The organism is Amycolatopsis acidiphila, from assembly GCF_021391495.1.
In the GTDB taxonomy this organism is placed as follows: domain Bacteria; phylum Actinomycetota; class Actinomycetes; order Mycobacteriales; family Pseudonocardiaceae; genus Amycolatopsis_E; species Amycolatopsis_E acidiphila.
The window spans coordinates 5,924,701-5,951,043 of sequence record NZ_CP090063.1 but is presented as its reverse complement, the minus strand read 5'-3'; the positions used below and the strand labels follow the sequence as shown (position 1 = coordinate 5,951,043).

The 26,343-nt window shown below is 69.1% G+C and carries 27 protein-coding genes; 15 read left to right on the top strand and 12 right to left on the bottom strand.

What is annotated here, in order from left to right; all coding sequences use genetic code 11:
* Position 1 precedes the first annotated feature (1 nt).
* From hsaD to hsaB, 3 genes are read left to right on the top strand one after another with little or no spacing between them, the layout of a single operon-like run.
* Positions 2-850: a 4,5:9,10-diseco-3-hydroxy-5,9,17-trioxoandrosta-1(10),2-diene-4-oate hydrolase gene (hsaD, locus tag LWP59_RS29195; protein ID WP_186383207.1), complete on the top strand. Its 849-nt coding sequence runs from the start codon at positions 2-4 to the stop codon at positions 848-850.
* A complete protein-coding gene (gene hsaC, locus LWP59_RS29190; protein ID WP_144637757.1) occupies positions 850-1,749 on the top strand; it encodes an iron-dependent extradiol dioxygenase HsaC in 900 nt (299 codons plus the stop codon). Before hsaD ends, hsaC begins: the two co-directional genes overlap by 1 nt.
* Positions 1,746-2,285, top strand: a complete 540-nt coding sequence (gene hsaB, locus LWP59_RS29185; RefSeq protein ID WP_144637652.1) for a 3-hydroxy-9,10-secoandrosta-1,3,5(10)-triene-9,17-dione monooxygenase reductase subunit — start codon at positions 1,746-1,748, stop codon at positions 2,283-2,285. The genes hsaC and hsaB overlap by 4 nt, the downstream gene beginning before the upstream one ends.
* 570 nt (positions 2,286-2,855) lie before the next feature.
* Here hsaB and LWP59_RS29180 read toward each other — a convergent pair.
* The 5 genes from LWP59_RS29180 to LWP59_RS29160 all read right to left on the bottom strand — a co-directional run bounded on the left by LWP59_RS29180 (position 2,856) and on the right by LWP59_RS29160 (position 8,529).
* Complete coding sequence (locus LWP59_RS29180) at positions 2,856-3,875, bottom strand: acyl-CoA dehydrogenase family protein (RefSeq protein WP_144637653.1); 1,020 nt, start codon at positions 3,873-3,875, stop codon at positions 2,856-2,858.
* Complete coding sequence (locus LWP59_RS29175) at positions 3,872-4,822, bottom strand: acyl-CoA dehydrogenase family protein (protein WP_144637655.1); 951 nt, start codon at positions 4,820-4,822, stop codon at positions 3,872-3,874. Before LWP59_RS29175 ends, LWP59_RS29180 begins: the two co-directional genes overlap by 4 nt.
* A complete protein-coding gene (locus tag LWP59_RS29170) occupies positions 4,819-5,991 on the bottom strand; it encodes an acyl-CoA dehydrogenase family protein (RefSeq protein WP_144637657.1) in 1,173 nt (390 codons plus the stop codon). The genes LWP59_RS29175 and LWP59_RS29170 overlap by 4 nt, the downstream gene beginning before the upstream one ends.
* Before the next feature lie 217 nt (positions 5,992-6,208).
* Positions 6,209-7,051, bottom strand: coding sequence for an enoyl-CoA hydratase (locus tag LWP59_RS29165; RefSeq protein ID WP_144637658.1), 843 nt, complete (start codon positions 7,049-7,051; stop codon positions 6,209-6,211).
* The gene (locus tag LWP59_RS29160; RefSeq protein ID WP_144637660.1) at positions 7,048-8,529 is read right to left on the bottom strand and encodes a FadD3 family acyl-CoA ligase; all 1,482 of its coding nucleotides are present in this window, start codon (positions 8,527-8,529) and stop codon (positions 7,048-7,050) included. Before LWP59_RS29160 ends, LWP59_RS29165 begins: the two co-directional genes overlap by 4 nt.
* A gap of 573 nt (positions 8,530-9,102) precedes the next feature.
* Here LWP59_RS29160 and LWP59_RS29155 point away from each other — a divergent pair.
* From LWP59_RS29155 to LWP59_RS29140, 4 genes are read left to right on the top strand one after another with little or no spacing between them, the layout of a single operon-like run.
* On the top strand, positions 9,103-10,230 hold the full coding sequence (locus LWP59_RS29155) for an acyl-CoA dehydrogenase family protein (protein WP_144637662.1): 1,128 nt from the start codon (positions 9,103-9,105) through the stop codon (positions 10,228-10,230).
* Positions 10,227-10,994 (top strand): SDR family oxidoreductase, encoded by a 768-nt coding sequence (locus tag LWP59_RS29150; RefSeq protein WP_144637664.1) that lies wholly within the window; start codon positions 10,227-10,229, stop codon positions 10,992-10,994. Before LWP59_RS29155 ends, LWP59_RS29150 begins: the two co-directional genes overlap by 4 nt.
* On the top strand, positions 10,987-11,598 hold the full coding sequence (locus tag LWP59_RS29145; protein ID WP_144637666.1) for a TetR/AcrR family transcriptional regulator: 612 nt from the start codon (positions 10,987-10,989) through the stop codon (positions 11,596-11,598). Before LWP59_RS29150 ends, LWP59_RS29145 begins: the two co-directional genes overlap by 8 nt.
* Complete coding sequence (locus tag LWP59_RS29140) at positions 11,591-12,742, top strand: acetyl-CoA C-acetyltransferase (protein WP_144637668.1); 1,152 nt, start codon at positions 11,591-11,593, stop codon at positions 12,740-12,742. Before LWP59_RS29145 ends, LWP59_RS29140 begins: the two co-directional genes overlap by 8 nt.
* Here LWP59_RS29140 and LWP59_RS29135 read toward each other — a convergent pair.
* Complete coding sequence (locus tag LWP59_RS29135) at positions 12,726-13,751, bottom strand: Lrp/AsnC family transcriptional regulator (RefSeq protein WP_144637670.1); 1,026 nt, start codon at positions 13,749-13,751, stop codon at positions 12,726-12,728. The two genes, LWP59_RS29140 and LWP59_RS29135, sit on opposite strands and share 17 nt — an antisense overlap.
* Before the next feature lie 108 nt (positions 13,752-13,859).
* On the opposite strand from LWP59_RS29135, the gene LWP59_RS29130 reads away from it, so the two are divergent.
* The 5 genes from LWP59_RS29130 (at position 13,860) to LWP59_RS29110 (ending at position 18,643) form a co-directional block, all read left to right on the top strand.
* The gene (locus LWP59_RS29130) at positions 13,860-15,050 is read left to right on the top strand and encodes a M20 metallopeptidase family protein (protein WP_144637672.1); all 1,191 of its coding nucleotides are present in this window, start codon (positions 13,860-13,862) and stop codon (positions 15,048-15,050) included.
* A 20-nt stretch (positions 15,051-15,070) separates the two neighbouring features.
* A complete protein-coding gene (locus LWP59_RS29125) occupies positions 15,071-15,268 on the top strand; it encodes a hypothetical protein (RefSeq protein WP_144637674.1) in 198 nt (65 codons plus the stop codon).
* Positions 15,265-16,698 carry a sodium:solute symporter family protein gene (locus LWP59_RS29120; protein ID WP_144637676.1) on the top strand — a complete coding sequence of 478 codons (1,434 nt, stop codon included), beginning with the start codon at positions 15,265-15,267 and terminating at the stop codon, positions 16,696-16,698. The genes LWP59_RS29125 and LWP59_RS29120 overlap by 4 nt, the downstream gene beginning before the upstream one ends.
* Positions 16,695-17,912 (top strand): metal-dependent hydrolase family protein, encoded by a 1,218-nt coding sequence (locus LWP59_RS29115; protein ID WP_144637678.1) that lies wholly within the window; start codon positions 16,695-16,697, stop codon positions 17,910-17,912. Before LWP59_RS29120 ends, LWP59_RS29115 begins: the two co-directional genes overlap by 4 nt.
* Positions 17,913-18,094: 182 nt before the next feature.
* Complete coding sequence (locus tag LWP59_RS29110) at positions 18,095-18,643, top strand: sugar O-acetyltransferase (RefSeq protein WP_144637680.1); 549 nt, start codon at positions 18,095-18,097, stop codon at positions 18,641-18,643.
* Between the two features lie 382 nt (positions 18,644-19,025).
* Here the strand turns inward: LWP59_RS29110 and LWP59_RS29105 are convergent, their stop codons facing one another.
* The 5 genes from LWP59_RS29105 to LWP59_RS29085 are packed head-to-tail and all read right to left on the bottom strand — an operon-like array spanning position 19,026 to position 23,191.
* On the bottom strand, positions 19,026-19,829 hold the full coding sequence (locus tag LWP59_RS29105; RefSeq protein WP_144637682.1) for an alpha/beta fold hydrolase: 804 nt from the start codon (positions 19,827-19,829) through the stop codon (positions 19,026-19,028).
* Positions 19,830-19,861: 32 nt separating this feature from the next.
* Entirely contained in the window at positions 19,862-20,902 is a 1,041-nt protein-coding gene (locus tag LWP59_RS29100) for an NAD(P)H-dependent flavin oxidoreductase (RefSeq protein ID WP_144637684.1), read from the bottom strand.
* Positions 20,902-21,615: a CoA-transferase subunit beta gene (locus LWP59_RS29095; RefSeq protein ID WP_144637686.1), complete on the bottom strand. Its 714-nt coding sequence runs from the start codon at positions 21,613-21,615 to the stop codon at positions 20,902-20,904. The genes LWP59_RS29100 and LWP59_RS29095 overlap by 1 nt, the downstream gene beginning before the upstream one ends.
* Positions 21,612-22,448, bottom strand: a complete 837-nt coding sequence (locus tag LWP59_RS29090) for a CoA transferase subunit A (protein WP_144637688.1) — start codon at positions 22,446-22,448, stop codon at positions 21,612-21,614. Before LWP59_RS29090 ends, LWP59_RS29095 begins: the two co-directional genes overlap by 4 nt.
* The gene (locus LWP59_RS29085) at positions 22,445-23,191 is read right to left on the bottom strand and encodes an enoyl-CoA hydratase family protein (RefSeq protein WP_144637690.1); all 747 of its coding nucleotides are present in this window, start codon (positions 23,189-23,191) and stop codon (positions 22,445-22,447) included. The genes LWP59_RS29090 and LWP59_RS29085 overlap by 4 nt, the downstream gene beginning before the upstream one ends.
* Before the next feature lie 63 nt (positions 23,192-23,254).
* Here LWP59_RS29085 and LWP59_RS29080 point away from each other — a divergent pair, with 63 nt between their 5' ends.
* On the top strand, positions 23,255-23,995 hold the full coding sequence (locus LWP59_RS29080; RefSeq protein ID WP_267903760.1) for an SDR family oxidoreductase: 741 nt from the start codon (positions 23,255-23,257) through the stop codon (positions 23,993-23,995).
* The gene (locus tag LWP59_RS29075; RefSeq protein WP_222425522.1) at positions 23,995-24,885 is read left to right on the top strand and encodes an SDR family oxidoreductase; all 891 of its coding nucleotides are present in this window, start codon (positions 23,995-23,997) and stop codon (positions 24,883-24,885) included. The genes LWP59_RS29080 and LWP59_RS29075 overlap by 1 nt, the downstream gene beginning before the upstream one ends.
* A 35-nt stretch (positions 24,886-24,920) precedes the next feature.
* On the opposite strand, the gene LWP59_RS29070 is transcribed toward LWP59_RS29075, so the two are convergent.
* On the bottom strand, positions 24,921-25,769 hold the full coding sequence (locus LWP59_RS29070; protein WP_144637694.1) for an SDR family oxidoreductase: 849 nt from the start codon (positions 25,767-25,769) through the stop codon (positions 24,921-24,923).
* A 117-nt stretch (positions 25,770-25,886) separates the two neighbouring features.
* On the opposite strand from LWP59_RS29070, the gene LWP59_RS29065 reads away from it, so the two are divergent.
* A complete protein-coding gene (locus LWP59_RS29065; RefSeq protein ID WP_144637696.1) occupies positions 25,887-26,285 on the top strand; it encodes a winged helix-turn-helix transcriptional regulator in 399 nt (132 codons plus the stop codon).
* Positions 26,286-26,343 lie beyond the last annotated feature (58 nt).

Genomic DNA, 26,343 nt, shown 5'->3' with positions numbered 1-26,343 from the left:
CATGGCCGAGGGCAAGTACGTCGAGGTCCGTGAAGGCCTGCGCCTGCACTACCACGAGTCCGGGGTCGAGCATGCCGACACTGTCGTGTTGTTGCACGGCGGCGGTCCGGGCGCGTCCGCGTGGAGCAACTTCGGACGGAACATCCCGGTGTTCGCCAAGACCTATCGCACCATTGCCGTGGACCAGCCCGGGTTCGGCAGATCGGACAAGCCGACCGAACATCCCCAGTACTTCACGCACAGCGCCCAGGCCGTGATCGGCCTGCTGGACCGCCTCGGGATCGAGAAGGCCCACCTGGTCGGCAATTCCCTCGGCGGTGGAACCGCCGTCCGGCTCGCGCTGGACCATCCGGGCCGGGCGGGCAGGCTCGTGCTCATGGGACCCGGCGGGCTCAGCGTCAACGTCTTCGCGCCGGACCCCACCGAGGGCGTCAAGAACCTCGGCCGTTTCGCCGCCCCGCCAGGACCCACGAAGGAAAAGCTGGAGGCGTTCCTTCGGGTGATGGTCCACGACCAATCGCTGATCACCGAAGACCTGATCGCCGAGCGGTTCGCCGCCGCCAGTACACCGGAGTCGCTCGCCGCCATGCGCGCCATGGGCGCTTCGTTCATGCGCCCCGACAGCTACGAGCAAGGCATGCTCTGGCGCGACGGTCACCGCCTCCGCCAACGGGTACTCCTCATCTGGGGCCGTGAGGACAGGGTGAATCCCCTCGACGGTGCACTCCTCGCGTTGAAGATGATCCCGCGGGCGCAGCTGCACGTGTTCGGCCAGTGCGGTCATTGGGCGCAGCTGGAGAAGTTCGACGAGTTCAATCGACTGACCCTCGATTTCCTCGGGAGCACATGATGGGTATCAGGTCACTGGGTTACCTCCGGATCGAAGCCACGGACATGGACAAGTGGCGAGAGTACGGGCTCAAGGTGCTCGGCATGGTCGAAGGGAAAGGCGCTGACCCCGCCGCTCTCTACCTCCGCATGGACGACTTCCCCGCACGCCTGGTGATCGTTCCCGGCGAGTCCGACCGGCTGGCTCAGGCCGGCTGGGAGGTCGCCAACGCCGCCGAACTGGCCGGGGTCCGGGCAAGTCTTGAGGCCAACGGTGTGCCCTACAAGGAAGGCACCGCGGAGCAGCTCGCTGACCGCCGGGTGGTCGAGCTGATCATCTTCGAGGATCCCTCGGGCAACACCCTGGAAGTGTTCCACGGCGTCGCATTGGAACACCGGCGCGTGGTCAGCCCCTACGGTCACCGTTTTGTGACGGAGGAACAGGGCCTGGGGCACGTCGTACTCTCCACTCACGACGACGAAGCGTCCCTGCGGTTCTATCGCGACGTACTCGGCTTCCGGCTCCGCGACTCGATGCGCCTGCCGCCCCAGATGGTCGGTCGTCCAGCTGACGACGCCCCGGCCTGGCTGCGCTTCTTCGGCTGCAACCCGCGTCATCACAGTCTGGCGTTCCTGCCGATGCCGACGCCCAGCGGCATCGTGCATCTCATGGTCGAGGTCGAGAACACCGACGACGTGGGGTTGTGCCTGGATCGTGCGAAGCGCCGGAAGGTCCCGATGTCGGCAACATTGGGCCGGCACGTCAACGATCTGATGTTGTCGTTCTACATGAAGACTCCCGGTGGGTTCGATGTGGAATTCGGTTGTGAAGGCCGCCAGGTCGACGACGACCGGTGGGTCGCGCGGGAGAGCACCGCGGTCAGCCTGTGGGGCCACGACTTCAGCGTGGGTGCGCAGTGACCGTCGAGACGGTCGACCACACTCGGTTCCGCACCGTGCTGGGTCACTTCTGTACCGGCGTCACAGTGGTAACCACGCACGACGGCGCCAGTCCCGCAGGCTTCGCTTGCCAGTCCTTCGCGGCCTTGTCGCTCGATCCGCCCCTGGTCTTGTTCTGTCCCAGTAAGCACTCGCGGACCTGGCCGGTCGTCCAGCGGGCCGGCCGTTTCGCCGTCAACGTCCTCGCAGAGGAACAACGCGAGCTCAGCGCGGCCTTCGGTGCCCGAGGTGCCGACAAGTTCGGCACCGTGAACTGGACTCCCGCGCCTTCCGGTTCACCCGTCCTGGCCGGCGTGCTGGCCTGGATCGACTGCGAACTGGAAGCGGTGTACGAGGCGGGCGACCACTACGTGGTCATCGGCAGGGTCATCGCGCTAGGTGAGACCTCTGCCGCCCGCCCACTCTTGTTCTATCAAGGCCGGTACACCGCGCCCGAACCCCTGCGAACAGATCTCGGCGCACTGCTCGCGTGGGCCGGTCCCGACGACTGGCTTTGATCACCGTAGCGTCTCTGCCGCGATCGGTAAATAGTTAATTCGGCTGATGCGCGGGAACGTCCGTTCGATTACAGTGATGCCATGCATGGGGCGCCGTAGGCGGCGATCTACCCCGAAAAACACTGGTGCACCAGTAAATCCTGTAATTCTGAGTGGAGGTACCCATGATGTCTGTGACTGCTGAAACCATGGCGTGGACGACTCGCGACGGGCGTGACCCGGCCGGGTGCAGCAGGACAACCCGCGGCAAGAACAAGTGCGGGCCGCCAGGACGGGCGCATCGTGCCCACGGACGCGCCACCTGCCTGCGCGGGTTCTGAGCTGGCCTGGCCCGGTGTCTTCTCGCGGCACCTCGTGCACAAGGTGAAGCCCTGCAACACATCCCGGTTGCGCGCGCAGGGACGTGTCTTCGGGCTCGCTGAGTGCGGGGCCGCGTGTGTGCCCGTCGCACCGACATCGGGCCGTGTCCGCTGTCCCATGTGCTGGCCGTTGGCCGGCGCGACGTATTCGTTCGCGGCAGGAGCTCGGCGTGCGAGTTGCTGTGGACGGTGAGCATGGAAGGAGATTTGTCTACATGACCGTCGGCGTGATCCGGGAAAGGTGGTGGTGTGGTTGACCGAAGAGGTGGGTGGTGCCGTGCGCGCGCTTGAAGTACCGGTGGGCCTCGTGTTCCCAGGTGATGGCGATCCCGCCGTGGAGCTGGATCATCTCCGCGGCAACGGTTGAGAAGGCCTCGGAACAGTAGGTCTTCGCGACGGCGGCCAGGCGTGAGACGTCCACGTTTGGTTCGCTGACGGCGTAGGCCGCGGACCGTGCTGTTTCAACCAGCACGTGGAGGTCGGCCATCCGGTGCTTCAAGGCCTGGAACCCGCCGATGGGACGCCCGAACTGTTCTCGCTGCTTGCTGTAGGCAACTGTGATGTCCAACGCTCGAGCGGCTGCGCCTGCTTGCTCGGCGGCGAGAACAGCACAGGCCACATCCCGCACTCGGCGGAGTCCGGCGCGGAAGTCGCCGGTGCCGATCCTCGTGGCAGGCGTCTGGACCAACTCGAACTCCGCAAGGTCGCGAGTCTCGTCCATCCCGGTCGAGGGGACGATGCGAGCGTGTTGTGGATCGAGTTCGAACAGGCCGATTCCCTGATCGGTCTCGGCGACTGCGAGGAGTACGTCGGCGCCGGCTCCATTGAGGACGTAGTGCGCATGGCCGTCCAATGTGGGTCCGTTGGCACAGAACGCGACCTCGTCCGGGTCCCAGGCGCCGTTCTTCGGAGTCCACGCGAGTGCTGCGACCGAGCCTTCGGCGAGTCTCGGCAGCAGCCGGGCTGCAGCCGCGTGGTCTCCGCTCTCGAGGAGCGCTTGGGTGGCGAGCACGACTGAGCCGAGGAACGGGGCGGAGACGAGCGCCCTGCCCAGTTCCTCGGCCACCACCTGCAACTCACGAAGGCCCGCGCCGAGGCCGCCATGTGCTTCCGGCACCGCAAGGCCGGCGACACCCACCTGGTCGCACAGCACCTTCCACGGGGCGGCGTGCCGCTCGGTCACTGCACGGACAGTCTCGCGCAGAGCCTCCTGCTCGTCGGTGAACGTCATGCCAGCTCTCGCAGGAGTCGCGCGCGGTGGAAAGCGGGGGTGCCCCACGCGCCCAGGAGTGCCCTGACCTTCGTCAGCCGCAATCCGAGTGGGTGCTCCGCCGTATATCCGATCGCACCGTGTACCTGCAGGCCGGTGCGAGCGGCGAGGTAGGCCGCGTCGGCCGCGGCGACCTTGGCCGCGGAGACGTCACGGGACCGGGTCGCCGAGCGCTCTGCGACCGCGGCTCCATGGACAAGGGGCCTGGCCAGCTCGAGTTTTGTTGCAACGTCGGCAAGGAGGTGTTTGATCGACTGGTACTGACCGATTGGGCGGCCGTACTGGTGACGCTGCAAGGCGTAGGACACGCTGGTGTCGAGGAGCCACTGGCCCGCGCCGAGCAGTTGCGCCGCGGTCGCGAGTGCGCCGAGGTCGAAGGCATAGGAGACATCTTCGGTGGTACCGATCTGGTCGCCGGGCTCGGCTTCGAAAAGGCGGCGTGACTCGTCGACGGAGGACAGGGCGTTCCCTGGGGTGAACACGTGCAGGTCGTGTCCCCGAACGAACACCCGGAGGTCGGCTATGTCGGCGTCGAGCGCGTACGGCACCTCGGGAGGGGCGGCGATCGAGGCGACTGTTTCGCCGGTGGAGACGCCGTACAGGACTTCGTCGTCGAGCAGTGCCGGCAAGACTGCCACGGTTTCGACCCACGGGCCTGGTACCGCGTGGTAGCCGAGGCGTTCGAAGGTGATCACGAGGTCGACTGCGGTGGCGCCGAGGCCGTCATACCGTTCGGGGACGGACAGTGCCGTGACGCCGAGTTCGGCGAGACGCCGCCAGACCTTCAGTCCTGGGCCGTGTTCGCCGGCACTCCACGCGTGGATGACAGCGGGTAGATCAATGGCGGCTAAGAGGTGGTCGACGCTCTCGGCGAAGTCGGTCTGTTCGCGGGAAGGGAGGAACTTCATCGGTCACCTCGCGGTAGGCCCAGCAGCCGTTCGGCGATGGTGTTTCGCTGAATCTGATCCGTGCCGCCGTAGATCGGGCCGGCGAGGGAGAACAGCCAGCCATTGAGCCAACGGCCAGGATGCTGCTCGCCGATGCGGTCACTGCCCGGCGGCCGGCGCAGCTCTGCCTCCGGGCCGAGTAGGTCCAGCGCGGTCTCGTGCAGCTCCACATCCAGGTGCGACCAGAACAGCTTGTTCACGCTCGACTCCGGACCCAGCTCGCCGCCTTCTGCGAGCTTGGTGACGGTGCCGAAGGTGTATAGCTGGTACGCCCTTGCGCCGATCCACGCATCGGCAACTCGGTCGGCGACCTGCTCGGGGTAGCCGTGAGCATGCCACAGTGCGACCAGTCGATCGGCTGCTGCGAGGAAACGACCTGGGCTGCGAAGGGAAAGCCCTCGCTCGTTGTTGGCGGTGGTCATCGCCACTCGCCACCCCGCGCCTGGTTCGCCGATCACGTCCGTGTCGGGGACGAAGACTTCGTCCAGGAATATCTCGGCGAAGCCTGGTTCGCCGTCGAGCTGCCGGATCGGGCGTACCTGCACGCCAGAGGCGGACAAGTCGAACATGAAGTAGGTCAGGCCCTTGTGCCTTTTGCTCTCCGGATCACTACGAAAGAGTCCGAATGCGCGGTCGGCGAAGGCGGCGCGGGAACTCCACGTCTTCTGGCCGGAGAGCAACCAGCCGCCGTCGGTCTTCACTGCGGTGCTGCGGAGTGACGCGATGTCGCTGCCCGCTTCGGGCTCGGACCACGCTTGTGCCCAGATTTCCTCGCCGCGGGCCATCGGGGGCAGGATGCGTGCGCGTTGTTCCGGTGTGCCGTGCGCGAACAGTGTCGGCGCGAGCATGAAGATGCCGTTCTGACTCACTCGGCCCGGCGCGCCCGACGCGTAGTACTCCTCCTCGAGGATCACCCACTCCAGGAGACTTGCGTCGCGACCGCCGAACTCGGCCGGCCACGACACCGCCGACCACCGGGCGTCGGCGAGTTGGGCCTCCCATGCGCGGTGTTGCTCGAAACCCTCGGCCGTGTCGAACGAGGCCAGCGGCGTGCGTGGCACGTGGTCCGCGAGCCACGCGCGGGCTTCGTCGCGGAAGGCGAGGGTGTGCTCGTCGAGATCCAGATCCATGGTCACGACACCTCGGCAACGTGGCGTGGTGAGTGAACGGTGACAGTCGCCAAGCGACGACGTCGCGGGGAAGCTCGGAAGACGGCCGGCACGGCGATACCGAGCTGTGGCAAGCTCGGCGGCCCGGCGCGCACGACCTGTGGCGGACGTATGGCCAGCGGGCCGCTCAAGCCGGGCTTGCCCGATACGGACGCGAGTCGCCCCCGGTTCGGGGACGTCATGACGACGTGTTCGCGGCGCGCATCGACCGGGCATCCTGGCCTGCCAGGGAGTCGCCGCCGACTTCGGCGTTGTGGGCGTGAGCGAGGTGGTGCAGGCCGAACACGGAGTCCATGCCGGAGCGCATGCCCATCAGGTCCTCCGCCTGGTTCACCGCCTTCTTCGCCAGCGCCAACCCGAAGGACGGCATCTTGGCGATCTTCTCCGCCATGGCGATCGTGGCGCCTTCCAGCTCGGCGCGCGGGACGATCCGGTTCAGCATCCCCCACTCCTTGGCCTGGGCCGCAGAAAAGCGCTCTCCGGTGAACAGGACTTCCTTCGCGGCGCGAGGACCCAGCACCCAGGGATGCGCGAAGTACTCGACGCCGGGAATGCCCATGCGCACCACGGGGTCGGCGAAGAAGGCGTCCTCAGAGGCGACTATCACGTCACACACCCAGGCCAGCATCAACGCGCCCGCGATGCAGGCGCCCTGGACACTCGCGATCATCGGCTTCGGCATCTCCCGCCAGCGCCGGCACATCCCCAGGTAGACCTCCGACTCGCGGGCGAACCGTTGATCTCCACCGGACTTGTCGACGTGGTCCCACCACAGCACGGCCTTGCGCTCGAACGACACGTCGACGTCACGCCCCGGTGTTCCGATGTCATGCCCGGCCGAGAAGTGCTTGCCTTCGCCGGCCAGGACGATCACCTTGACCGCGCTGTCGTCCACCGCGCGGGTGAAGGCCTCGTCCAGCGCGTACGTCATCGCCGAGTTCTGGGCGTTCCGGTACTCGGGCCGGTTCATCGTCACGACCGCGACCGGTCCGCGCCGCTCGTAACGGACGACGTCACTCATGCCTTCTCCCTCAGTACTCGTTTCAGCACCTTGCCGGACGCGTTCCGCGGCAGTTCCGTGCAGAACTCCACCTGCCGCGGGACCTTGTAGTTGGCCAGATTCCGTTTGCAGTGCGCAAGCACGTCCTCGGCGGACAGCCGCGCGCGCTGCACGATGTACGCCTTGCCCACCTCGCCGAGCCGAGGGTCGGGGACACCGACCACAGCCGACTCGGTAACGCCAGGCAGCCGCGCGAGCGTCTGTTCCACCTCGGCGGGGTACACGTTGAAGCCCCCGCAGATGTACATGTCCTTGATGCGATCGGTGATCGTGAGATACCCGCGCTCGTCCAACGCCCCCACATCGCCGGTGTGCAGCCAGCCTTCGCTGTCCACTGCCGCAGCGGTGGACGCCGGGTCGTCGAGGTAGCCCAGCATCACGTTCGGCCCACGCAGCAGGATTTCGCTCGACGACGGGTCGATGCGAACCTCGCAACCGGCCGCCGCGCGGCCGGAGGTGTGGGCAACGGTCTTCGGATCGTCCCCCACCCGGCACATCGTCGCCACCACGGCTTCGGTCAACCCATACGCTGTCAGTACCGTTTCGAAGGACAGCTCGGACTGCATCCGTTCGACCAGTGCGACCGGCACTGTCGCCGCCCCGGTCACGGCCAGCCGCAGGCTCGACAAATCGTGACCGGGGCGGGAAGGGGCGTCCAGCAACATCTGATAGATCGTCGGCGCGCCCGGCAGGACAGTGACACGTTCGTCCGCGATCACTCGCAGCGCGCGATCGACGTCGAAGGTCACTTCCGGGAGCAGGGTTGCGCCTGTCAGCACGGCGACGAGAATGCCTGCCTTGTAACCGAAGCTGTGGAAGAACGGGTTGATGACCAGGTAGCGGTCGTTGGGTCCGACCTCGCCGCACTCCGCCCATGCCGCCGCCACCGAGAGCGCCTGGTGGTGCGCACTCATCGCGCCCTTGCTGCGCCCGGTTGTGCCCGAGGTGAACAAGATATCGCTGATGTCGCCGGGTCGGACCGCGGCCGCGAGGTCGTCTACGCCTGTTGGGTCACCGTCCCATGCAGCCGGCTCGTCCAGATCAATGGGCAGCACGGTTGCCGGGAGTCGTGCGCCTGTCTCCCGCAGCAGCGACAACCGGTCCACGCCCAGGAATGAGGTGGCCACGAACAGTGCTCGCGCCTCTGTTCTGTCGAGGATGTCCCGCATTTCCGGGCCGGTGAAACGAGTGTTGATCGGCACGAGCACCGCGCCGATGTGCAACGCGCCGAGCGCCGCGACGATCCAGTGATGAGTGTTGGGCGAGCAGACGGCGACCCGGTCGCCCGGACGGATTCCTTGGGTGAGCAGGAGTCCCGCGCAGCGACGCACTCGCTCGTGCAGCTGCATCCAGGTCCAGCGCACCCGGCCGTCGGCCACCGCTTCGCGATCGCCGAACCGTTCCGCTGCCCGGACGACCGCGGCCGGGATGGTTTCCATTCGCCTCTCCCTAGCAAGTGCTTGGTAGGGTAGCCTACGCACGAGGCTACGTTTTGAACAGAGGCAACGGTTGAGGTGCGACAGGGGGAGGTGGCACGTGCAGGAAAAGGCGCGAAGGGGCGGCGCGCACCGACGCCCCTTGATGCGCGGTGAGGGACAGTGTCGGGAAGCGCCGCCGCGATATCGCTTCAGTGATGCGAGCGCGGCGCTGGAGAGTTGGGGTTGCCGAGCCCGGCTGGATGGCGCTGAATGCGCCGGACGACGATGGCGGGACCGAGTGGAACGTCCTACGCCATTCGAGGTGCGGGGTGGAGCCGACGCGGCGGCACCCGTGCAGTGGTGTGGACACACTGGCCACGGTGGCCCCGGCTCCACGCGAAATGTCCTCGCTCCATCCGAAATGCGACGGAGAGGTGAGACGGCGGAGTCGATCCTGCCGTCTGGATGTGCGCGATGGTGAGAAGCGCACGGGTGCCCTAGGGGGTGTCCTCAAAGCCACATGCGCGACTCGCAATGCGGCGAGAGGTTGAGGCGCAGTGAGTGCGTCCAGCGAGACGAAGCCGAGGAGGTGTGATGCCCGAGTTCCGGGAACGCCTGCGGGCGTGGCTCGAGGAGAACCTCGACGGGCCGTTCGCGCATGTGCGCGGGCAGGGCGGCCCCGGCCGGGAGCACGAAGCCTTCGAAGAGCGCCTCGCCTGGGAGCGACATCTCGCCGAAGCCGGATGGAACTGTCTCGGCTGGCCGGCAGAACACGGCGGTGCCGGCGCGAGCCTCGACGACCAGGTCGTCTTCCACGAGGAGTACGCCCGCGCGCAGGCCCCCGCCCGCGTCAGTCACCTCGGGCAGGAGCTCCTCGGACCCACGCTGATCGCCTTCGGCACCCCCGAACAGCAGCGCCGTTTCCTGCCGAAGATCGTCAAGGTCGAGGAGCTGTGGTGCCAGGGCTACTCCGAGCCCGGGGCGGGATCCGACCTGGCCGCCGTCGCGACCACCGCCACCCTCGACGGGGACGAGTGGGTCCTGCGCGGCCAGAAGATCTGGACCTCCCTGGCCCACGTCGCCGACTGGTGCTTCGTCCTGGCCCGAACGGAGCCGGGGTCCAAACGCCACCACGGCCTGTCCTACCTACTCGTGCCCATGCGCCAGCCCGGCATCGAGGTACGCCCGATCCGCCAGCTCACCGGCACCAGCGAGTTCAACGAGGTCTTCTTCGACGGCGCCCGCACCGCCAAGGACCTCGTCGTGGGCACGCCCGGCGACGGCTGGCGCGTCGCTTTGGGCACGCTCGCGTTCGAACGCGGTGTGGCCACCCTCGGCCAGCAGGTCGGCTTCCGCCGCGAGCTCACCGCACTCACCGAACTCGCGCGGCACAACGGTGCCGCTGAGGATCCGGTGATCGCCGAGCGGCTGGCGCGGGCGTGGATGGGCCTGGAGGTCATGCGCGCTCACGCTGTGCGGACCCTCGGCTCGCAGGTGCCCGGGGTCGCGGAAGTGTCCAAACTGGTCTGGGCGGACTGGCATCGCAGCCTCGGCGAACTGGCGATGATGGTGCGCGGACCGGCGTCCATGGTCGAGGAGGACGCCTGGCAACGACTGTACCTGTTCAGCCGCGCCGACACCATCTACGGCGGTTCGAACGAGATTCAGCGGAACATCATCGCCGAGCGCGTGCTCGGGTTGCCCCGGGAGGCCCGCCAGTGATCCCCGTCCCCAAATACCCCGAGGGCGCGAACCTGTTGCGAGACAAGGTCGTCGTCGTGACGGCCGCGGCCGGCACGGGTATCGGCTCTGCCGTCGCCAAGCGCAGTCTCGAGGAAGGCGCGCAGGTCGTGCTGAGCGACTGGCACGAACGGCGGCTGCGCGAGAAGGCCGAAGAGCTGGGCGACGTCCACGCGATCCCCTGCGACGTGACCAGCGAAGACCAGGTGCAGGCGCTGATCGACGGCACCATCGCCCGGTTCGGCCGTATCGACGTGCTCATCAACAACGCCGGACTCGGTGGCAGCAAGTCTATTGTGGACATGGCCGACGACGAGTGGTTCCGGGTGCTCGACGTGACCCTCAACGGCACCTTCCGCGCCACCCGCGCCGCCGCACGGGCGTTCATCGCGCAGGGAGACGGGGGTGCGATCGTGAACAACGCCTCCGTGGTCGGCTGGCGGGCACAGGCCGAGCAGGCCCACTACGCGGCGGCGAAGGCCGGGGTCATGGCCCTGACCCGCTGCGCCGCCGTGGACGTGGCGCCACACGGGATCCGGGTGAACGCCGTCGCGCCGAGCCTCGCGATGCATCCGTTCCTGGCGAAGGTCACCACCGAGGAGCTGCTGGCCGACCTGACCGCACGCGAGGTTTCCGGGAGGGCGGCGCAGCCGTGGGAGGTGGCGAATGTGATGGTATTCCTCGCCAGCGACCACGCGTCCTACCTGACCGGTGAGGTGATCTCAGTGAGCAGCCAGCATGCCTGAACAAAGCCGTCGTGACGAACTGCTGACCCTGGCCGCGCGCCTGTTCGCCGAGCACGGGTACCGCTCGACGACAGTGCGCGACATCGCCGACGCCGCGGGCATCCTGTCCGGCAGCCTGTACCACCACTTCGACTCGAAGGAGTCGATGGCCGACGAGATCCTCGGCGGGTTCCTCGACGAGCTGTTCGGCACCTACGCGGAGATCGTGCGGACCGGGCTCGGGCCGCGCAAGACGCTCGAAGCCGTCGTGGTCGCCTCCTTCGAGGCGATCGACGCGCACCCGGACGAGGTCGCGATCTACCAGAACGAGGCCAAGCAGCTTGCGAAGCTGCCCCGGTTCTCCTACATCGAGCGGCGCAACACCGAGTTCCGCAAGCTGTGGACCGAGCTGCTGGCCGAAGGCGTCCGCGAGGGCGCGTTCCGCCCCGAACTGAACGTCGAGCTGACCTACCGGTTCATCCGCGACACCGTGTGGGTGGCGGTGCACTGGTACGACCCGAAGGGCCCGCTGTCGGCCGACGAGGTCGCCCAGGAGTACCTGGCGATCGTGCTCGACGGGATCGCGACCCGGCGTCGCCCGGCGAAAAGGAGACCCGATGGCTGAGGCATATCTGCTCGACGCACTGCGCACCCCGGTCGGCAGGCGCGGGGGCGGGCTCAGCGCCGTGCACTCCGCCGACCTCGGCGCGCACGTGATCAACGCCGTCGTCGAGCGAACCGGCGTCGACCCGGCCCTGGTCGACGACGTGATCTTCGGCTGCACCGACACCCTCGGCTCGCAGGCGGGCAACATCGCCCGCACCGCCTGGCTCGCCGCCGGCCTCCCCGACCACGTGCCGGGCGTGACCGTGGACAGGCAGTGCGGGTCGAGCCAGCAGGCGGTGCACTTCGCCGCGCAGGCCGTGCTGTCGGGCACGGCGGACCTGGTGCTCGCGGGCGGTGTGCAGAACATGAGCCAGATTCCGATCAGCGCCGCGATGCTCGCCGGGCGCGAGTTCGGGTTCGACGACCCGTTCTCGGGTTCGAAGGGCTGGCAGGAGCGCTACGGCAGCGTCGAGGTCTCGCAGTTCCGCAGTGCCGAGATGATCGCCGAGCACTGGGGGATCAGCCGCCAGGCGATGGAGGAGTACGCCTACCGCAGCCACCAGCGGGCGATCGCGGCACGGGACGAGGGCCGGTTCGATGCCGAGATCGTGCCGGTGGACGGGTTCCGCCACGACGAGGGGCCGCGGCGGGACACCAGCCTCGAACGGATGGCGAGCCTGAAGCCGTTGAGCGAGGGTTCACGGCTCACCGCAGCCGTCGCGAGCCAGATCTCGGACGGCGCCAGCGCGGCTCTCGTCGCTTCGGAGGCCTTCGTGCGCGAGCACGACCTGACGCCCCGGGCCCGCGTGCACCACCTGTCCGTCCGGGCCGCGGATCCGGTCTGGATGCTCACCGGGCCGATCCCCGCGACGGCGCATGCCTTGCGCAGGACGGGGTTGTCGATCGACGACATCGACCTCTTCGAGGTCAACGAGGCGTTCGCCAGCGTCGTCCTCGCCTGGCTCGACGAGACGGGCGCGGACCCCGAGCGCGTGAACGTCAACGGCGGCGGGATCGCCCTCGGTCATCCGATCGGCGCGACCGGAACCAAGCTGCTGGCCACTCTGCTGCACGAGCTCGAACGTCGCGGCGGGCGCTACGGCTTGCAGACGATGTGCGAAGGCGGCGGCACCGCGAACGTCACCATCATCGAGCGTCTGTGAGCCTGGGCAGGATCGGCGACCAGAAGTCGAGCGGTACGCGGGAACGGGCGTAGCCGGACTCGTCGAGGACCGCGCCCATCAGCTTGACCGTGCGCAAGGTGACCGCCCGGTCGACGATGTCCACCCACGGCAGCTTCGTGACCAGCGAGCTCTCCAGCGCGACCGAGTCCGCCGGCGCCCGGACCCAGCCGACGACCAGCAGGTTCGCGGAGCCGCCGATCGCCGCGCACATCCGGACCTCCGGCACCGTCGCGAGGGAACGGGCCGTGGACTCCAGGCGGTCCGGCGGCACGCGCAGCCACAACATCGTGGTGACCGGTGCGGGGGACAGCGAACGCGCCAGCTCGCAGCGCAGCCGGACGGCGCCGCTCGCGAGCGCGCCCTCCACCCGCCGCCGCACGGTGCTCGCGCTGGTGCCGAGCCGGGATGCGAGCACCGAGAACGACATCCGGCCGTCCTCGCCGAGCAGGAGCAGCAGCTGCCGGTCCAGATCGTCGAAGCGGGGCGGAGCCGGTGGCTGTTTCGCCCGTGCCGCGAGCGCGTCGCGTTGCCCCGGCGAGATCGCGCGCACCTGCCAGCGGCTGCCTTCGCTGAACATCCGCGCCGACACGAGAGTCCGTGTGCGCACGACGCCCGGCAGTGTCGTGAGCCGGTGCACCATGTAGTCCGTCACGGCGCGCAGATCGGGCGCGACGACGTGGACCAGCAGGTCGCAGGGACCGGCGACGTACTCCACCGTCGGGATGTGCGGGTCGGCGGCCAGCGCCGCGCCGACCTGGAGCGGTTGGCCGGGGGCGCAGTCGATCTGCACGAACGCGATCGCCAGCCGCGACGCGACCCCGCCCGCCGGATAGGCGGACAGCCACGCCTTGCCCTCGCCGAGCAGGTGGTCCCAGCGGCGGGCCGCGGTGACCGCACCGATGCCGAGGGTCTCGCCGACGAACGACCACGGCGCGCGCGGGTCGACCTGCAAAGCATTCACCAAACTGAGGTCGGTCTCGGTCACCATGATCGATTCCTCGTCTCAGCCGTCCGTCGATGACGGAATCTTCGCATCCGCCACGCGGCTGTGCCCGGTTACCGCAACATCGGAGCGCAAGCGTACGAGAGGAGACCGATGGACCTGCGGAACGACGCCGCGACGTTGAACGAGGACCTGGTGCGGCTGCGCCGCGAGCTGCACCAGATTCCCGAGGTCGGCCTGCAGCTGCCGCGCACCCAGGAGAAGGTCCTCGAAGCGCTGGACGGGCTGCCGCTGGAGATCTCCACGGGCAAGGACCTGACCTCGGTCACGGCGGTCCTGCGTGGCCAGGGCGGTGACGGCGAGGTCGTGCTGCTGCGCGGCGACATGGACGCGCTGCCGGTCACCGAGCAGACCGGCGCGGACTACACCTCGCGCCACGACGGCCTGATGCACGCCTGCGGCCACGACCTGCACACGGCCGGGCTCGTCGGCGCCGCGCGCCTGCTCTCACAGCATCGCGACCGGCTCGCCGGGGACGTCGTGTTCATGTTCCAGCCCGGGGAAGAGGGCTGGGACGGTGCGGGGCACATGATCTCCGAAGGGGTGCTCGAAGCCGCCGGCCGGCCCGCCGACGCCGCGTTCGGCATCCACGTCACGTCCTCGGTCATCCCCAACGGCATGTTCACGTCCCGGCCGGGACCGCTGATGGCCGCCTCCGACGGGCTGTTCGTGCGGGTCGTCGGCGCCGGCGGGCACGGCTCGCGCCCGTTCCAGGCGCTCGACCCGGTGCCCGTCGCCTGCGAGATGGTCACCGCGCTGCAGACCATGGTCACGCGGCGGTTCGACGTGTTCGACCCGGTCGTGGTCACCGTCGGCGTCTTCCACGCCGGCACCCGCCGCAACATCATCCCCGACGACGCGACCTTCGAGGCGACGGTCCGCAGCTTCTCCCCCGAAGCCCGGGAGAAGGTCGCGAAGTTCGCGGTCCAGCTGTGCCAGGAGATCGCCGCTTCGCACGGACTCGAGGCGGAGGTCAGCTACCAGCAGGAATATCCCGTCACCGTCAACCACCAGTCGGGCCACGAGTTCGCCGCCGAGACGGTGCGCGAGGTCTTCGGCGAGGAGCGCTTCCAGCCGCTGGTCAACCCGATGACCGGCTCGGAGGACTTCTCCCGGGTGCTCGACCGCGTTCCCGGCGCGTTCGTCTTCCTCGGCGCCACCTTCGCCGAAGACCCGGACACCGCCGCCTACAACCACTCTCCCCGGGCGGCGTTCGACGACAACGTGGTCGCCGACGCCGCCACCCTGCTGGCCGAGCTCGCGGCGCGGCGGCTCACTCCCTGAAAAGCACGCGGAGGCATCCGGTGAAGTCGTACTATCTCGTGCCCCTGATCCCCGCTCTGGCGCTGGCGATCATGCCGTTCCTGCCGTTCGTCAACACCACCGGCCTGTGGTTCGGGCTGCCGAAGATGATGGTCTGGGGCGGCGTGTGGTGCGTGCTGTGCACGCCCGCCCTGCTGATCACCGAGCGGATGATGGCCAAGCGGGGTGACGACGAATGACCGTCACCCTGGTCTTCACCTTCGCCGGCATCGTGCTGATCGGCGTGCTCGGGTTCCTCGGCCGCCGCACTCCGGCCGCCGACCTGTCGGAGTGGGTGGTCGGCGGCCGCAAGTTCGGCGCGGTCACCATGTGGTTCCTGCAGGCCGGTGAGGTGTTCACCACCTTCACCTTTCTCGGCATGGCGGGCCTGGCGTTCAGCGGCGGGGTAGCCGCGATGTACTCGCTGCCCTATGTGCCGATCGGGTACATGGTGCTGTTCTTCCTGGCGAAGCGGTTGTGGTCGCTGGGAAAGGAGCGCGGTTACCTCACCCAGGGCGACTTCCTCGCCGACCGGTTCGGCAGCCGCTTCCTCGGCACGCTCTCGGCGGTCCTCGGCGTGCTGTTCGTGCTGCCGTACCTGCAGCTGCAGATCACCGGCCTCGGGCTGATCGTCAAGCTCGTCACCGGTAACGCGGCGTCCTCGACCCTGTCGATGGTCGTCGGCTGCGCGCTGGTGGTGGCGTTCGTGCTGTGGGCGGGGCTGCGTGGCGTGGCGGCGACCTCGTACTTCAAGGACGTCATCATGCTGATCGTGCTGGTGGTGCTGCTCGTCGCGGTGCCGACGCACTTCGCGGGCGGCATCTCCGGGGTGTTCCACCGGATCGACCAGCTGCACCCGCAGGTGCTGACCGTGCACGCGGGCAGCAACGACCACACGTGGTTCATCACGAGCATGCTGGTCAGCGCGATCGGGGTCGGGCTGATGTGCCTGCCGCACACGTGGCCGGCGCTGATGTCCGCGCGCGACCCGAAGGTGCTGCGCCGCAACTACACCTGGATGCCGATCTACGAGCTGTGCCTGCTGCTGCCGATGATCATCGGTTTCGCCGCGATCCTGGTGCTGCCCAAGGGCTCGGACTCCAACGGCGTGCTGCTGAACCTGAGCAAGGACGTGCTGCCCGGCTGGGCGACGGGACTGGTGGTGGTCGCGGCGATCGCGACGGCGATGGTGCCCGCGGCGGGCATCCTGATCGGCATCTCGTCGCTCGTCGCACGCAACATCGTGCGGGTCCGCAGGCCTCGCACGCAGTTCTGGGTCAACCACGGCACGGTGGTGCTGGCGTGCGGTCTCTCGTTGCTGCTGGGCATCTTCCGGCCAGACCTCCTCGCGAACCTGTTGCTGCTCACCTACAGCGGTTCGGTGCAGCTCGCCCCGGCGAACGTGCTCGGGTTCACCCGCCGCGTCCCGATCGGCAAGGGACCCGTGCTCGCGGGCCTCATCGTCGGCGAGATCGTGGTCATCTGGCTGACCTTCGTCGACACGGATCTCGTCGGGCACGTCAACGTCGGACTGATCGGGCTGGCGGCGAACGTCGTCGTCCTGCTGGTCGGGGCGCTCATCGAACGCGCCACCACATCGGATCGCGAAGCGGAGGCGGTGCGGGTATGAGCAGGGTTCTCTTCACCGGGGGACAGGTTTTCGACGGCACCGGAAGCGATCGTGCCGCCGGTGACGTGGTGGTGGAGGACGGGCGGATCGTCGACGTCGGGACCGGGCTCGACGGCGATGTCTCCGTCGACTGCACCGGCCTGACCGTGCTGCCGGGCTTCTTCGACTGTCATGTGCACGTGGTCATGTCCGGGGTCGACCTGCTCCGCCAGCTGCAGCTGCCGTTCTCGTACCAGTTCTACGAGGCGGCCCGTAACCTGCGGCGGACGCTGGAGCAGGGCATCACGACGGTGCGGGACGCCGGCGGCGCGGACCTCGGCATCCAGCGGGCGGTCGCCGACGGGCTGATTCCCGGGCCGCGCATGCAGATCTCGGTCAACGTCATCAGCCAGACCGGCGGGCACGGCGACGACTGGATGCCCTCGGGCCAGTGCGCGGGCCCGTGGATCCCCCACCCCGGCCGTCCGGATGCCATCGCGGACGGCCCTGACGACATGCGGCGGGTCGCCCGGACGTTGTTGCGCGCGGGCGCGCAGGTGCTGAAGGTCTGTACCACCGGCGGCGTGCTCTCCCCGGGCGACGATCCGCGGCACTCCCAGTTCACCCCGGAGGAACTGCAGGTGCTGGTCGCCGAGGCGAGGATGCAGGGCCGGCACGTGATGGCGCACGCGCAGGGTGCCGAGGGGATCAAGAACGCGGTGCGTGCGGGCATCCGCTCGATCGAACACGGCATCTTCCTCGACGACGAGGCCATCGAGCTGATGCTCGAGCACCGCACCTGGCTGGTGCCGACCCTGGTCGCGCCGCTGGCGGTCATCCGGGCGGTGAAGGCGGGCGCGTCGCTGCCGGCGGAAATGGTGCGCAAGGCCGAGGAGGTCGCCGAGGTGCACGCCGAGTCGGTGCGGCGGGCGGTCGAGGCGGGGGTGCGCATCGCGATGGGCACCGACTCGGGCGTCGGTCCGCACGGCGAGAACCTCGAGGAGCTGCCGTTGATGCAGGCCTGTGGGCTGAGCCCGGCCCAGGTCCTCGCGGCGACGACCTCGTCGTCGGCGGAGCTGCTGGGTCACGGCGACGAACTGGGGAGGCTCGCGCCTGGCTATCGCGCGGACCTGGTGCTGGTCTCCGGGGACGCCTTCGACCTCGCGGCGCTGCCCGGCGGTATCCAGCAGGTGTGGCGGGACGGCGTGCGGGTCATTCCGTCCACAGTGGACTGAAAGGGACCCCCGGGCGGCGTCGAACTGGGGGAGGAAGACGCGGCCCGGGGGTCGGATGCCCCGGCGCCCGAGGGGGAGTGTGCGCCGGAGCCGCGACCGGCGCGAAACTGGGGAGGAAGGCGCCGGTCGCCTCATTCCAGCGTACAGCGGTTTCCGCGATGTGGATGCGCTAGTTTGGGCCGGTGGGCGAGCAGAAGGACCGGATGCTGCGGGGCGAGCTGTACCGCGACAGTGACCCCGACCTGGTGGCGGAGCGCAGGCGCGCGCAGGAGCTGTGCGACGAGTTCAACGCCTGCCCCGCTGAGCAGCGTGAACCCCTCCTGGGCAAACTGCTCGGTGGACTCGGCGAAGGCTCGTGGATCATGCCGCGTTTCCAGTGTGACTACGGCTACCTGATCGAAATCGGCTCCAACAGCTTCCTGAACTATGACGCGATCCTGATGGACTGCGCCCCTATCCGCATCGGCGACGACGTGTCGATCGGCCCGCGGGCGCAGCTGCTGACAGCGCTGCACCCGGTGGAGGACCACGAGCTGCGGCGTCAGCGCTGGGAGACGGCCGCCCCGATCACGATCGGCAACAACGTCTGGTTCGGCGGCGGTGTCATCGTGTGCCCTGGCGTGACGGTCGGCGACGACACGGTGGTCGGCGCCGGGAGCGTGGTGACCAGGGATCTGCCCTCCCGCGTGTTCGCCGCGGGCAACCCGTGCCGGGTGATTCGGGAGATTTAGCGCCGCGGCGGCACCGGGCGGGGGCCTCGGCGCCCCGACGGTTCGGTGGTGGCCCCTGCAGCCCGGCGGCCCCGAGGGCTCAGCGGCGGCCCCGGGTGCCGCGGCGGCACCAGGGCGGCCTCGGCGCCCGGCGGCTCGGCGGTGGCTTCAGCGCCCCGGCACCCCGGCACCCCGGCCGTCAATAGGCGCCGGCGCGGTGGTGGCCCCGGCGTCGAGCCTTCCCGGCGCCCCGGCGGTGGCTTCAGCGCCCCGGCGGCCCGGCCGTTACCCGGCGGCACTTCGGTGGTGGCCCCTGCGCCCCGGCGCCGGCACTGGGTGGCGGCCCGGCGGTGGCCTCGCGCCCCCGTGGCGGGCCCGACGTCCGGGCGGCTCAGCGGGGGCGTCAGAGCACCAGATCCCTCAGCAGTTGCGACAGCGCCACGGCGAAGTCGGCGGCGTTGCGCTGCGGTGCCAGGTGTGCACCCGGCATCTCCACGAACGGCAGGCCCAGTTCGAGCGCGAGCACCCGGGCCGGCCGGTAGTGGTAGTAGCCCCGGCTGCCCTCCCCGGCGGCGAGCACGATCGGCACCTGCGAGCGCCGCAACGATTCGACATCGGGCAGGTAGCCGTAGAACCGGGTCAGCTCGCGGGTGAACAAAAGGCGCCACTCGTTCTCCTGCGGCAGCCGGATCGTGCCGACCGTCGGGAGCCCGGCCCCCGCGATGGACCCGAGGAAGCCCTTGAACGCCGTGAGCACATCGCCGGACTCGGCGTGTGCGACCTGCTCGGCGGCGAACTCCATCCACTCTTCGGCGTCCGGCAGCAGTCGCACCGCCGGGGGTTCGTGCGCGACCAGCCCGTCGACGGTCTCGGGGTGCTGCGCGGCGAGCGCCAGCCCGATCTGTGCGCCCGCGCTGCTGCCGAACACCAGGGCCTTGCCGAACCCGAAGTGCCGGATCACCGCGCGCGCGTCCTCGGCGTGCCGTTCGACCGGAATCGGCCCTTCGGTGATGTCGGCGCTCTCGAAGTGCCCACGGCGGTCGTACAGCAGGACTGTGTACTCCTCGGCCAGCTTGGTGGCCAGCGCCTGGTAGCTGCCGGCCGCACCCAGGCCGCCCGAGATCATCAGCAAGGGTGGCCCGTCCCCGAGGCTCCGCACGTGCAGTTCGGCGTCCACGACCTCGCAGGTGCCGTCCTCGGTGTTCATGGCCCGAAGTCAAGCACAGCGTGGCCGAGAGGTTACCGAGTGCCCAGGCGAGCGAGGATCGCGTCGGCATCGGCCACGAGGCCCCCGATCAGGTCCGCGACCGCCGGCAGGTCGTCCAGCAGCCCCACGACCTGGCCCGAGGCCAGCACCCCGGCGGTCGTGTCGCCCTCGACGAGCCCGGCACGCAGCAGCATCGGCGTGTTCGCGGCCATGATCACCTGCGACCAGTTCCGGTCGTGGTGCATCGCCGCACCCTCCCGCAGCATCCCGCGCCACGAGAGGCCCGTGATACGCCGGAACCGCTGCGCGTTGCGGACCGCGCGCACCAGCCCCGTCACCCGGCCAGACCGCTCCAGCCCGTCGACCAGTTCCGTGCGCAGGACCCGGTGCGGCAACCCGTCGACCTTCCTCGTGACCACCGTGTCGGTGAGCCCACGCACCAGGTACGCCCGCTTCACCACTTCGGGCACCGTGCTCTCCCGCGTCAGAAGGAAGCGCGTGCCCATAGCGATACCGGCCGCACCATAGGCCAGCGCGGCGGCCAGTCCGCGGCCGTCGAAGAACCCGCCCGCGGCCACCACCGGGATGTCGACCGCGTCGAGCACCGACGGCAGCAGCAGCGTCGTCGCGACGCCGCCGGTGTGCCCACCGCCTTCGCCGCCCTGCACGATCACCGCGTCGGCGCCCCAGGAGGCGACCTTCTCGGCGTGCCGCGCCGCGCCGACCGAGGGGATGACCACGATCCCGGCGTCCTTGAGCCGGGCGATCATCTCCTTGCGCGGTGCGAGCGCGAAGGAGGCGACCTTGACACCCTCACGGATGAGCAGGTCGACCCGCCGCTCGGCGTCCTCCGCGTCGGCGCGCAGGTTGACCCCGAACGGATTCCCGGTGCGGGACCGGGTTTCCTTGATGGCGGCTTCGAGTTCGTCGTACTTCATGGTGGCCGATGCGAGGATCCCCAACCCGCCCGCTTCGGCGGTAGCGGATACGAGGCGGGGTCCGGCCACCCAGCCCATAGCTGTTTGTACCACAGGGTGCGTGACGCCGGTCAAGGACGTAATTGCGGTCCGCATCAAACCTCCTTGTCCCGCAACGATTTCGGGTCGAGCACGACACGTATCAGATGCAGTTCCTCGGAGGTCGGCAGGCGCGTTTCGGTGACATCGGCGAGGTCGAGCTCGAACGTCGTGTTCGCCACGACCTCGTCCACCGAGACGCCGGGGTGCACGGACAACAGCCGGATTCCGCCCGGCCGGAGGTCGAGCACGCCGAGGTTCGTCACCACCCGGTGCAAGTCGTGGAAACCCGCGACCCCCGCCTGCCGCGCCCGCGCGAAACCGACACCGGAGACGATGTCGACCTCGTCCACGAACACGCGCCGGCTGTGCCGGGGCACCCAGTAGCTCGTGCGGTGGTTGACTGTGTTGCCCGGTCCGCCGCGCATTCCTAGCAGCTGCTTCTTCGGGCGCGCGTGGTCCCCGATGGCGGAGATGTTCTGGTTGCCGTGCCGGTCGATCTGGTTCGCGCCCATCACCACATGCCGTTTCCCGTGCGGCACAACGGTGTCGAGCACCTTCCGGAACGGCAGCCAGCCCTCGGTCCTGCCGTCCGCGATCAGGCAGGCCTCGCCATCGCTGAGCAGCAGGTCGGGTTCGAACGTCAACCGCGCCAGCCGCGCGCCCAGCGAGGGAATGGCGCCCATCGGGCTCACAAGGATTTCACCGTCGCCCCGGAAGAGTTCCGCACAGGCGATGATCGCGACCTCGGCCCGCGTGATGTCGCTCATGCGAACTCCGCAACCGCGGCCTGGTAGCTCGCCTCGTCGCCGGAGAGGAACCTGTCCACGAACCCCGGCCACAGGTCCGGGTCCTTCGCGGACGTCACGTAGTGTCGCTGGAACGGTTCGTCGCGCCCGTAGTCCGGTGCGGCGGTGGTGAAGTGCGCTCCGTGAGGCGTTTCGACAACGCCGTGCACGCTCGCACGGTTGAGCAGCAGTGTCTGCACGGGACCGTCGAACTCGTCCACGATCTTCTCCACCGACACGTAGCACCGGTCCGCGGCGAGGGCGAACAGTTCGTCGAAGTAGGGGTCGACGCCGAGGTACTGGGCGTTGCCGCGCGCGTCGGCTCGGTTGAGGTGCACGAGCGACGCGTCGAGCTTCAGTGCCGGCACGGCCAGCAGCTCCTCGTCCCCGTAAGGGGAGCGGACGGTGCGCAGATGAGGATTGAGCCGTAGTACGTCCGAGCCGAGCCCCGCCCGGGTCGGCAGGAACGGAAGGCGTTGCGCGGCAGCGGAAAGCCCGGTGCCGAAGACGCCCTCGTCGTACTCGGTCACCTCGATCTCGCCCGCCTCGCGGACCCGGTTGAACCATGGATCGAAAGGAATGGAGTCGAGTGTGACGAAACCGAACACCAGCCGCCGGATCTTGCCCGCGGATGCGAGCAGGCCGACATCGGGGCCGCCGTAGGAGACGACGGTCAGCTCCCTGAGCGGGGAGCGGAGGATCGCGCGGACGAGCGCCATCGGCTTGCGCCGCGAGCCCCAGCCGCCGATGCCGAGCGTCATCCCGTCCCACAACTGCGAGACGACCTCGTCGACCGTCATCCGCTTGTCCATCACGCTCCCTTCTCCAGAAACGCCTGCCGTGCCCCGTCGGACACGCCTGCCAGGTTGAGCTCGAACGTGAAGCCCTGCTCGAAGCGGTAGCTGCGGTGCACGGGCTGCACGTCGATGCCGTTGATCGCCTGCTTCGCCGCTCGGATGACGCGCGTGTCCTTCGCGGCGATCTGCCGGGCGAGAGTCAGTGCGGTCTCGTCGAGCTCTTCGCGGGGGACGACCGCGTACACCGATCCGTGGTGGTGCAGCTGGTGTGCGTCGATCGTGCTGGCCGTGTAGAAGAGCGCGCGCATGAGGTGCTGCGGCACGAGCCGCGCGAGATGGGTTGCGGCCCCGAGCGCGCCGCGGTCCACTTCGGGCAGTCCGAACGTCGCGTCGTCCGCTGCGACGACGACGTCCGCGTTGCCGACCAGGCCGATGCCGCCGCCGAGGCAGAACCCCTGCACGGCTGCGATCACGGGGACGGCGCAGTCGTAGACAGCGGAGAACGCGGCCGCACAACCGTGGTTGGCCCCGATCAGCGCGTCGAAACCGCCGTCGCGCTGGATCTCCTTGATGTCGACGCCGGCGTTGAACCCGCGTCCTTCCGCGCGCAGGACGACCACGTGCGTCGCGGGGTCCCGGCCGGCGGCGGTCACCTCGTCGGCGAGGTCGAACCAGCCCCGCACGGTGAGGGCGTTGACCGGGGGAGCATCCACCGTGACCACGGCGATACCGGGCTCCGGGTGCTGCGTGCTGATGGGCATCGGCGCCTTCTTCCAAACCTAGCACTTGCTTGGTAGGTTAACAGGGCGCTCCGGGAGCGCATAGTGCTTCGGGAGGTTCCCGTGCTGGACCTGCGGCTCGACGGTGCGGTCGCGCTCGTGACCGGCGGCATGCGTGGCGTCGGTGCGGGCATCACCCGGACGCTGATGCACGCTGGGGCGCGGGTTTTCGCCTGTGGCCGTACGGAACCCGCGACCCTCGTCGAGGGCGCGGAGTTCGTGCCGTGCGACGTGCGGGAGCCGGAGCAGGTGGAGCAGCTCATCGCGGCGATCGGCCGGCTCGACGTGCTGGTGAACAACGCCGGTGGTGCCCCGTATGCCGAGGCGGGTGCCTCCCCGCGGTTCCACGCGAAGATCGTCGAGCTGAACCTGCTCGCCCCGCTGTTCGTCGCCCGGCAGGCGAACTTCGTGATGCAGCAACAGGATTCAGGCGGTGTGGTCATCAACATCAGCAGCGTCTCCGCGACCAGGGCCTCGCCGGGAACGGCCTCGTACGGTGCCGCGAAGGCGGGCCTGGACAACCTGACGGCGAGCCTCGCGGTCGAGTGGGCGCCGAAGGTGCGGGTCAACGCTCTCGATGTCGGCATGGTGCGCACGGAACGCGCCAGCCTGCACTACACGGAAAACACTGCCTCGACCGTCCCGTTAGGACGGTTGGCCGAGCCGGAGGAGATCGGCGCCTGCGTCGCCTTCCTCGCCTCACCGCTGGCGTCCTACGTCAGCGGTGCGACGTTGAAGGTGCACGGCGGCGGCGAGGTACCGGCGTTTCTCAGGGAGGACACGTGATCGTCGAAGGACGCGTAGTCATCGTCACGGGTGCCGGGCGTGGCATCGGGCGGGCGCACGCGCTCGCCTTCGCGAGGGAAGGGGCGCAGGTCGTCGTCAACGACATCGGCGCCGCCCTCGACGGAAGCGGCTCCTCCGGGGGACCCGCGCAGGAGGTCGTCGAGGAGATCGAGGCGCTGGGCGGGAAAGCCGTCGCGAACACCGACGACGTGGCGGACTGGCAGGGTGCGTCCCGGCTGGTCGCCGCGGCACTCGAACGGTTCGGGCGCCTCGACGTCCTGGTCAACAACGCGGGTTTCCTTCGGGACCGGATGCTGGTCAACCTGGGCGAGGACGAGTGGGACGCGGTGATCCGCGTGCACCTGAAGGGGCATTTCGCGCCGATGCGGCATGCGGCGGCGTACTGGCGTGCCGAGGCGAAGGCCGGACGGGCACCGGAGGCGCGCGTGATCAACACGAGTTCCGGCGCGGGCCTGCTCGGCAGTGTCGGGCAGGGCAACTACTCGGCGGCGAAGGCCGGGATAGCCGGTCTCACCGTCGTCGCGGCGGCGGAGTTCGCGCGCTACGGCGTGACGGTGAACGCGATCGCGCCGGCGGCTCGGACCCGCATGACCGAGCCGACCTTCGACATGGCCGCCCCGGAGTCCGGCTTCGACGCGATGGCGCCGGAGAACGTCTCACCGCTGGTCGTGTGGCTCGGCAGCGCCGAGTCGGCGCAGGTGACCGGGCGGGTCTTCGAGGTCGACGGTGGCCGGGTGTCGCTGGCCCAGGGCTGGCGGCACGGGGTCAGCGTGGACAAGGGTGCCAGGTGGGAGCCATCGGAGCTGGGGAACGTGGTGTCCCGGTTGCTGGCGGACTCGCCGCCACCGGAGCCGGTGTACGGGGCGTGAGATGGCCGGGCCCGGAACGAGCCCGGCCACCGGCGTCAAAGTGATTTGACGACGTCCGCGACGTAGGCGGCGATCGGCGTGGTCGGGCGGCCGATCAGCTGACGAAGCTCGCCGCTCGTCTCGGCGAGCAGGCCGTCCCTGGTGTTCCCGTCCAGCGCGACGACGAACTGCGCGGTCGCCTCCGGCAGACCGGCTTCGACCAGCGCCGCCTGGTGCTCCTCCGGGGTCAGATCACGGTAGGTGACGGGCTTTCCGGACACGTCGGAAAGCGTCGCGCCCAGTTCCGCGCGGGTCCACGCGACGTCGCCGGAGAGCTCGTAGACCTTGTTCTCGTGCCCCTCGCCGGTCAGCACGGCGACGGCCGCGGCCGCGTAGTCGGCACGCGCGGCGCTGGCCGTCCTGCCCTCGCCGGCGCTGCCGATGAAGCTGCCGGTCTGTACGGCCTGCTGCACGGTCTGCTCGTAGTTCTCGTTGTACCAGCCGTTGCGCAGGAACGTGAAGGTCAGCCCGGACTCGCGGATGATCTCTTCCGTCGCCTTGTGCTCGGGCGCGAGGATGAGCGGCGTCGTGTCGGCCTTCGGGGCGCTCGTGTAGACCAGGTGCGTGGCGCCGGCCTTCCGTGCTGCCTCGACGATGGCTCGGTGCTGCGGCACGCGGCTGCCCACCTCGCTGCCCGAGATCAGCAGCACCTTGTCCGCACCGTCGAGCGCGGTGACCAGGGTCTCTGGCTCGTCGTAGTCGGCCTTGCGGACGACAACTCCCAGGTCGAAGGCCTTTTCCGGAGTTCGGACGGCGGCGACGACCTGTTCGGCGGGCAGCTTCTGCTTGAGGCCTTCGACAACCAGGCGGCCGAGGTGGCCGGTGGCACCGGTGACAACGATCATGGGGTTCTCCTTGGTCTCGAATACTGACTGCCAGCTTGTACTAACTTTGAGAAAGTGCCAACTAGGAGTAAGTGTTGTCACAGTGATCGGCGTGGTCCGGGAGGTACCGTGACACATATGAGCAGTGATGTGTCCGAAGTCGACCAGCTGGTCGCGGACGTCTTCGCCCGCGCGTGCTCGTCGCGCGGCATCCTGGAGCACATCACCGGCCGCTGGGGCACGCTCGCCCTGGCCGCGCTCGCCGAGGGGCCGTTCCGGTTCAACGCGTTGCGCCGCAAGGTCGACGGGGTCAGCGAGAAGATGCTCGCGCAGACGTTGCAGGCACTCGAGCGCGACGGCTTCGTGCATCGCGAGGCCCAGCCGAGCATCCCGCCGCGCGTCGAGTACAGCCTGACGCCCAGCGGTATCGAGGTCGCGGCGAAGCTGCGGGATCTCATCGAGTTCGTGGAGGGCAAGGTTCCCGAGGTGACCGAAGCCCGCGCTCGCTACGACGCAGCCAAGGTACGGCAGCGGTAACTTCCTCCGGCCGCCTTCGATCGGCACGGTTTTTGTCGGTACCCCCTGGCACACTGCT

What these genes read in the sequence shown, in the direction of transcription:
- hsaD (WP_186383207.1), top strand. Translation starts at nt 2, where the DNA reads ATGGCCGAGGGCAAGTACGTCGAGGTCCGTGAAGGCCTGCGCCTGCAC.
- hsaC (WP_144637757.1), top strand. Translation starts at nt 850, where the DNA reads ATGGGTATCAGGTCACTGGGTTACCTCCGGATCGAAGCCACGGACATG.
- LWP59_RS29180 (WP_144637653.1), bottom strand. Translation starts at nt 3,875, where the DNA reads ATGACGTTCACCGACGAGCAGGAGGCTCTGCGCGAGACTGTCCGTGCA.
- LWP59_RS29175 (WP_144637655.1), bottom strand. Translation starts at nt 4,822, where the DNA reads ATGAAGTTCCTCCCTTCCCGCGAACAGACCGACTTCGCCGAGAGCGTC.
- LWP59_RS29170 (WP_144637657.1), bottom strand. Translation starts at nt 5,991, where the DNA reads ATGGATCTGGATCTCGACGAGCACACCCTCGCCTTCCGCGACGAAGCC.
- LWP59_RS29165 (WP_144637658.1), bottom strand. Translation starts at nt 7,051, where the DNA reads ATGAGTGACGTCGTCCGTTACGAGCGGCGCGGACCGGTCGCGGTCGTG.
- LWP59_RS29160 (WP_144637660.1), bottom strand. Translation starts at nt 8,529, where the DNA reads ATGGAAACCATCCCGGCCGCGGTCGTCCGGGCAGCGGAACGGTTCGGC.
- LWP59_RS29155 (WP_144637662.1), top strand. Translation starts at nt 9,103, where the DNA reads ATGCCCGAGTTCCGGGAACGCCTGCGGGCGTGGCTCGAGGAGAACCTC.
- LWP59_RS29145 (WP_144637666.1), top strand. Translation starts at nt 10,987, where the DNA reads ATGCCTGAACAAAGCCGTCGTGACGAACTGCTGACCCTGGCCGCGCGC.
- LWP59_RS29140 (WP_144637668.1), top strand. Translation starts at nt 11,591, where the DNA reads ATGGCTGAGGCATATCTGCTCGACGCACTGCGCACCCCGGTCGGCAGG.
- LWP59_RS29135 (WP_144637670.1), bottom strand. Translation starts at nt 13,751, where the DNA reads ATGGTGACCGAGACCGACCTCAGTTTGGTGAATGCTTTGCAGGTCGAC.
- LWP59_RS29130 (WP_144637672.1), top strand. Translation starts at nt 13,860, where the DNA reads ATGGACCTGCGGAACGACGCCGCGACGTTGAACGAGGACCTGGTGCGG.
- LWP59_RS29120 (WP_144637676.1), top strand. Translation starts at nt 15,265, where the DNA reads ATGACCGTCACCCTGGTCTTCACCTTCGCCGGCATCGTGCTGATCGGC.
- LWP59_RS29115 (WP_144637678.1), top strand. Translation starts at nt 16,695, where the DNA reads ATGAGCAGGGTTCTCTTCACCGGGGGACAGGTTTTCGACGGCACCGGA.
- LWP59_RS29105 (WP_144637682.1), bottom strand. Translation starts at nt 19,829, where the DNA reads ATGAACACCGAGGACGGCACCTGCGAGGTCGTGGACGCCGAACTGCAC.
- LWP59_RS29100 (WP_144637684.1), bottom strand. Translation starts at nt 20,902, where the DNA reads ATGCGGACCGCAATTACGTCCTTGACCGGCGTCACGCACCCTGTGGTA.
- LWP59_RS29095 (WP_144637686.1), bottom strand. Translation starts at nt 21,615, where the DNA reads ATGAGCGACATCACGCGGGCCGAGGTCGCGATCATCGCCTGTGCGGAA.
- LWP59_RS29085 (WP_144637690.1), bottom strand. Translation starts at nt 23,191, where the DNA reads ATGCCCATCAGCACGCAGCACCCGGAGCCCGGTATCGCCGTGGTCACG.
- LWP59_RS29070 (WP_144637694.1), bottom strand. Translation starts at nt 25,769, where the DNA reads ATGATCGTTGTCACCGGTGCCACCGGCCACCTCGGCCGCCTGGTTGTC.
- LWP59_RS29065 (WP_144637696.1), top strand. Translation starts at nt 25,887, where the DNA reads ATGAGCAGTGATGTGTCCGAAGTCGACCAGCTGGTCGCGGACGTCTTC.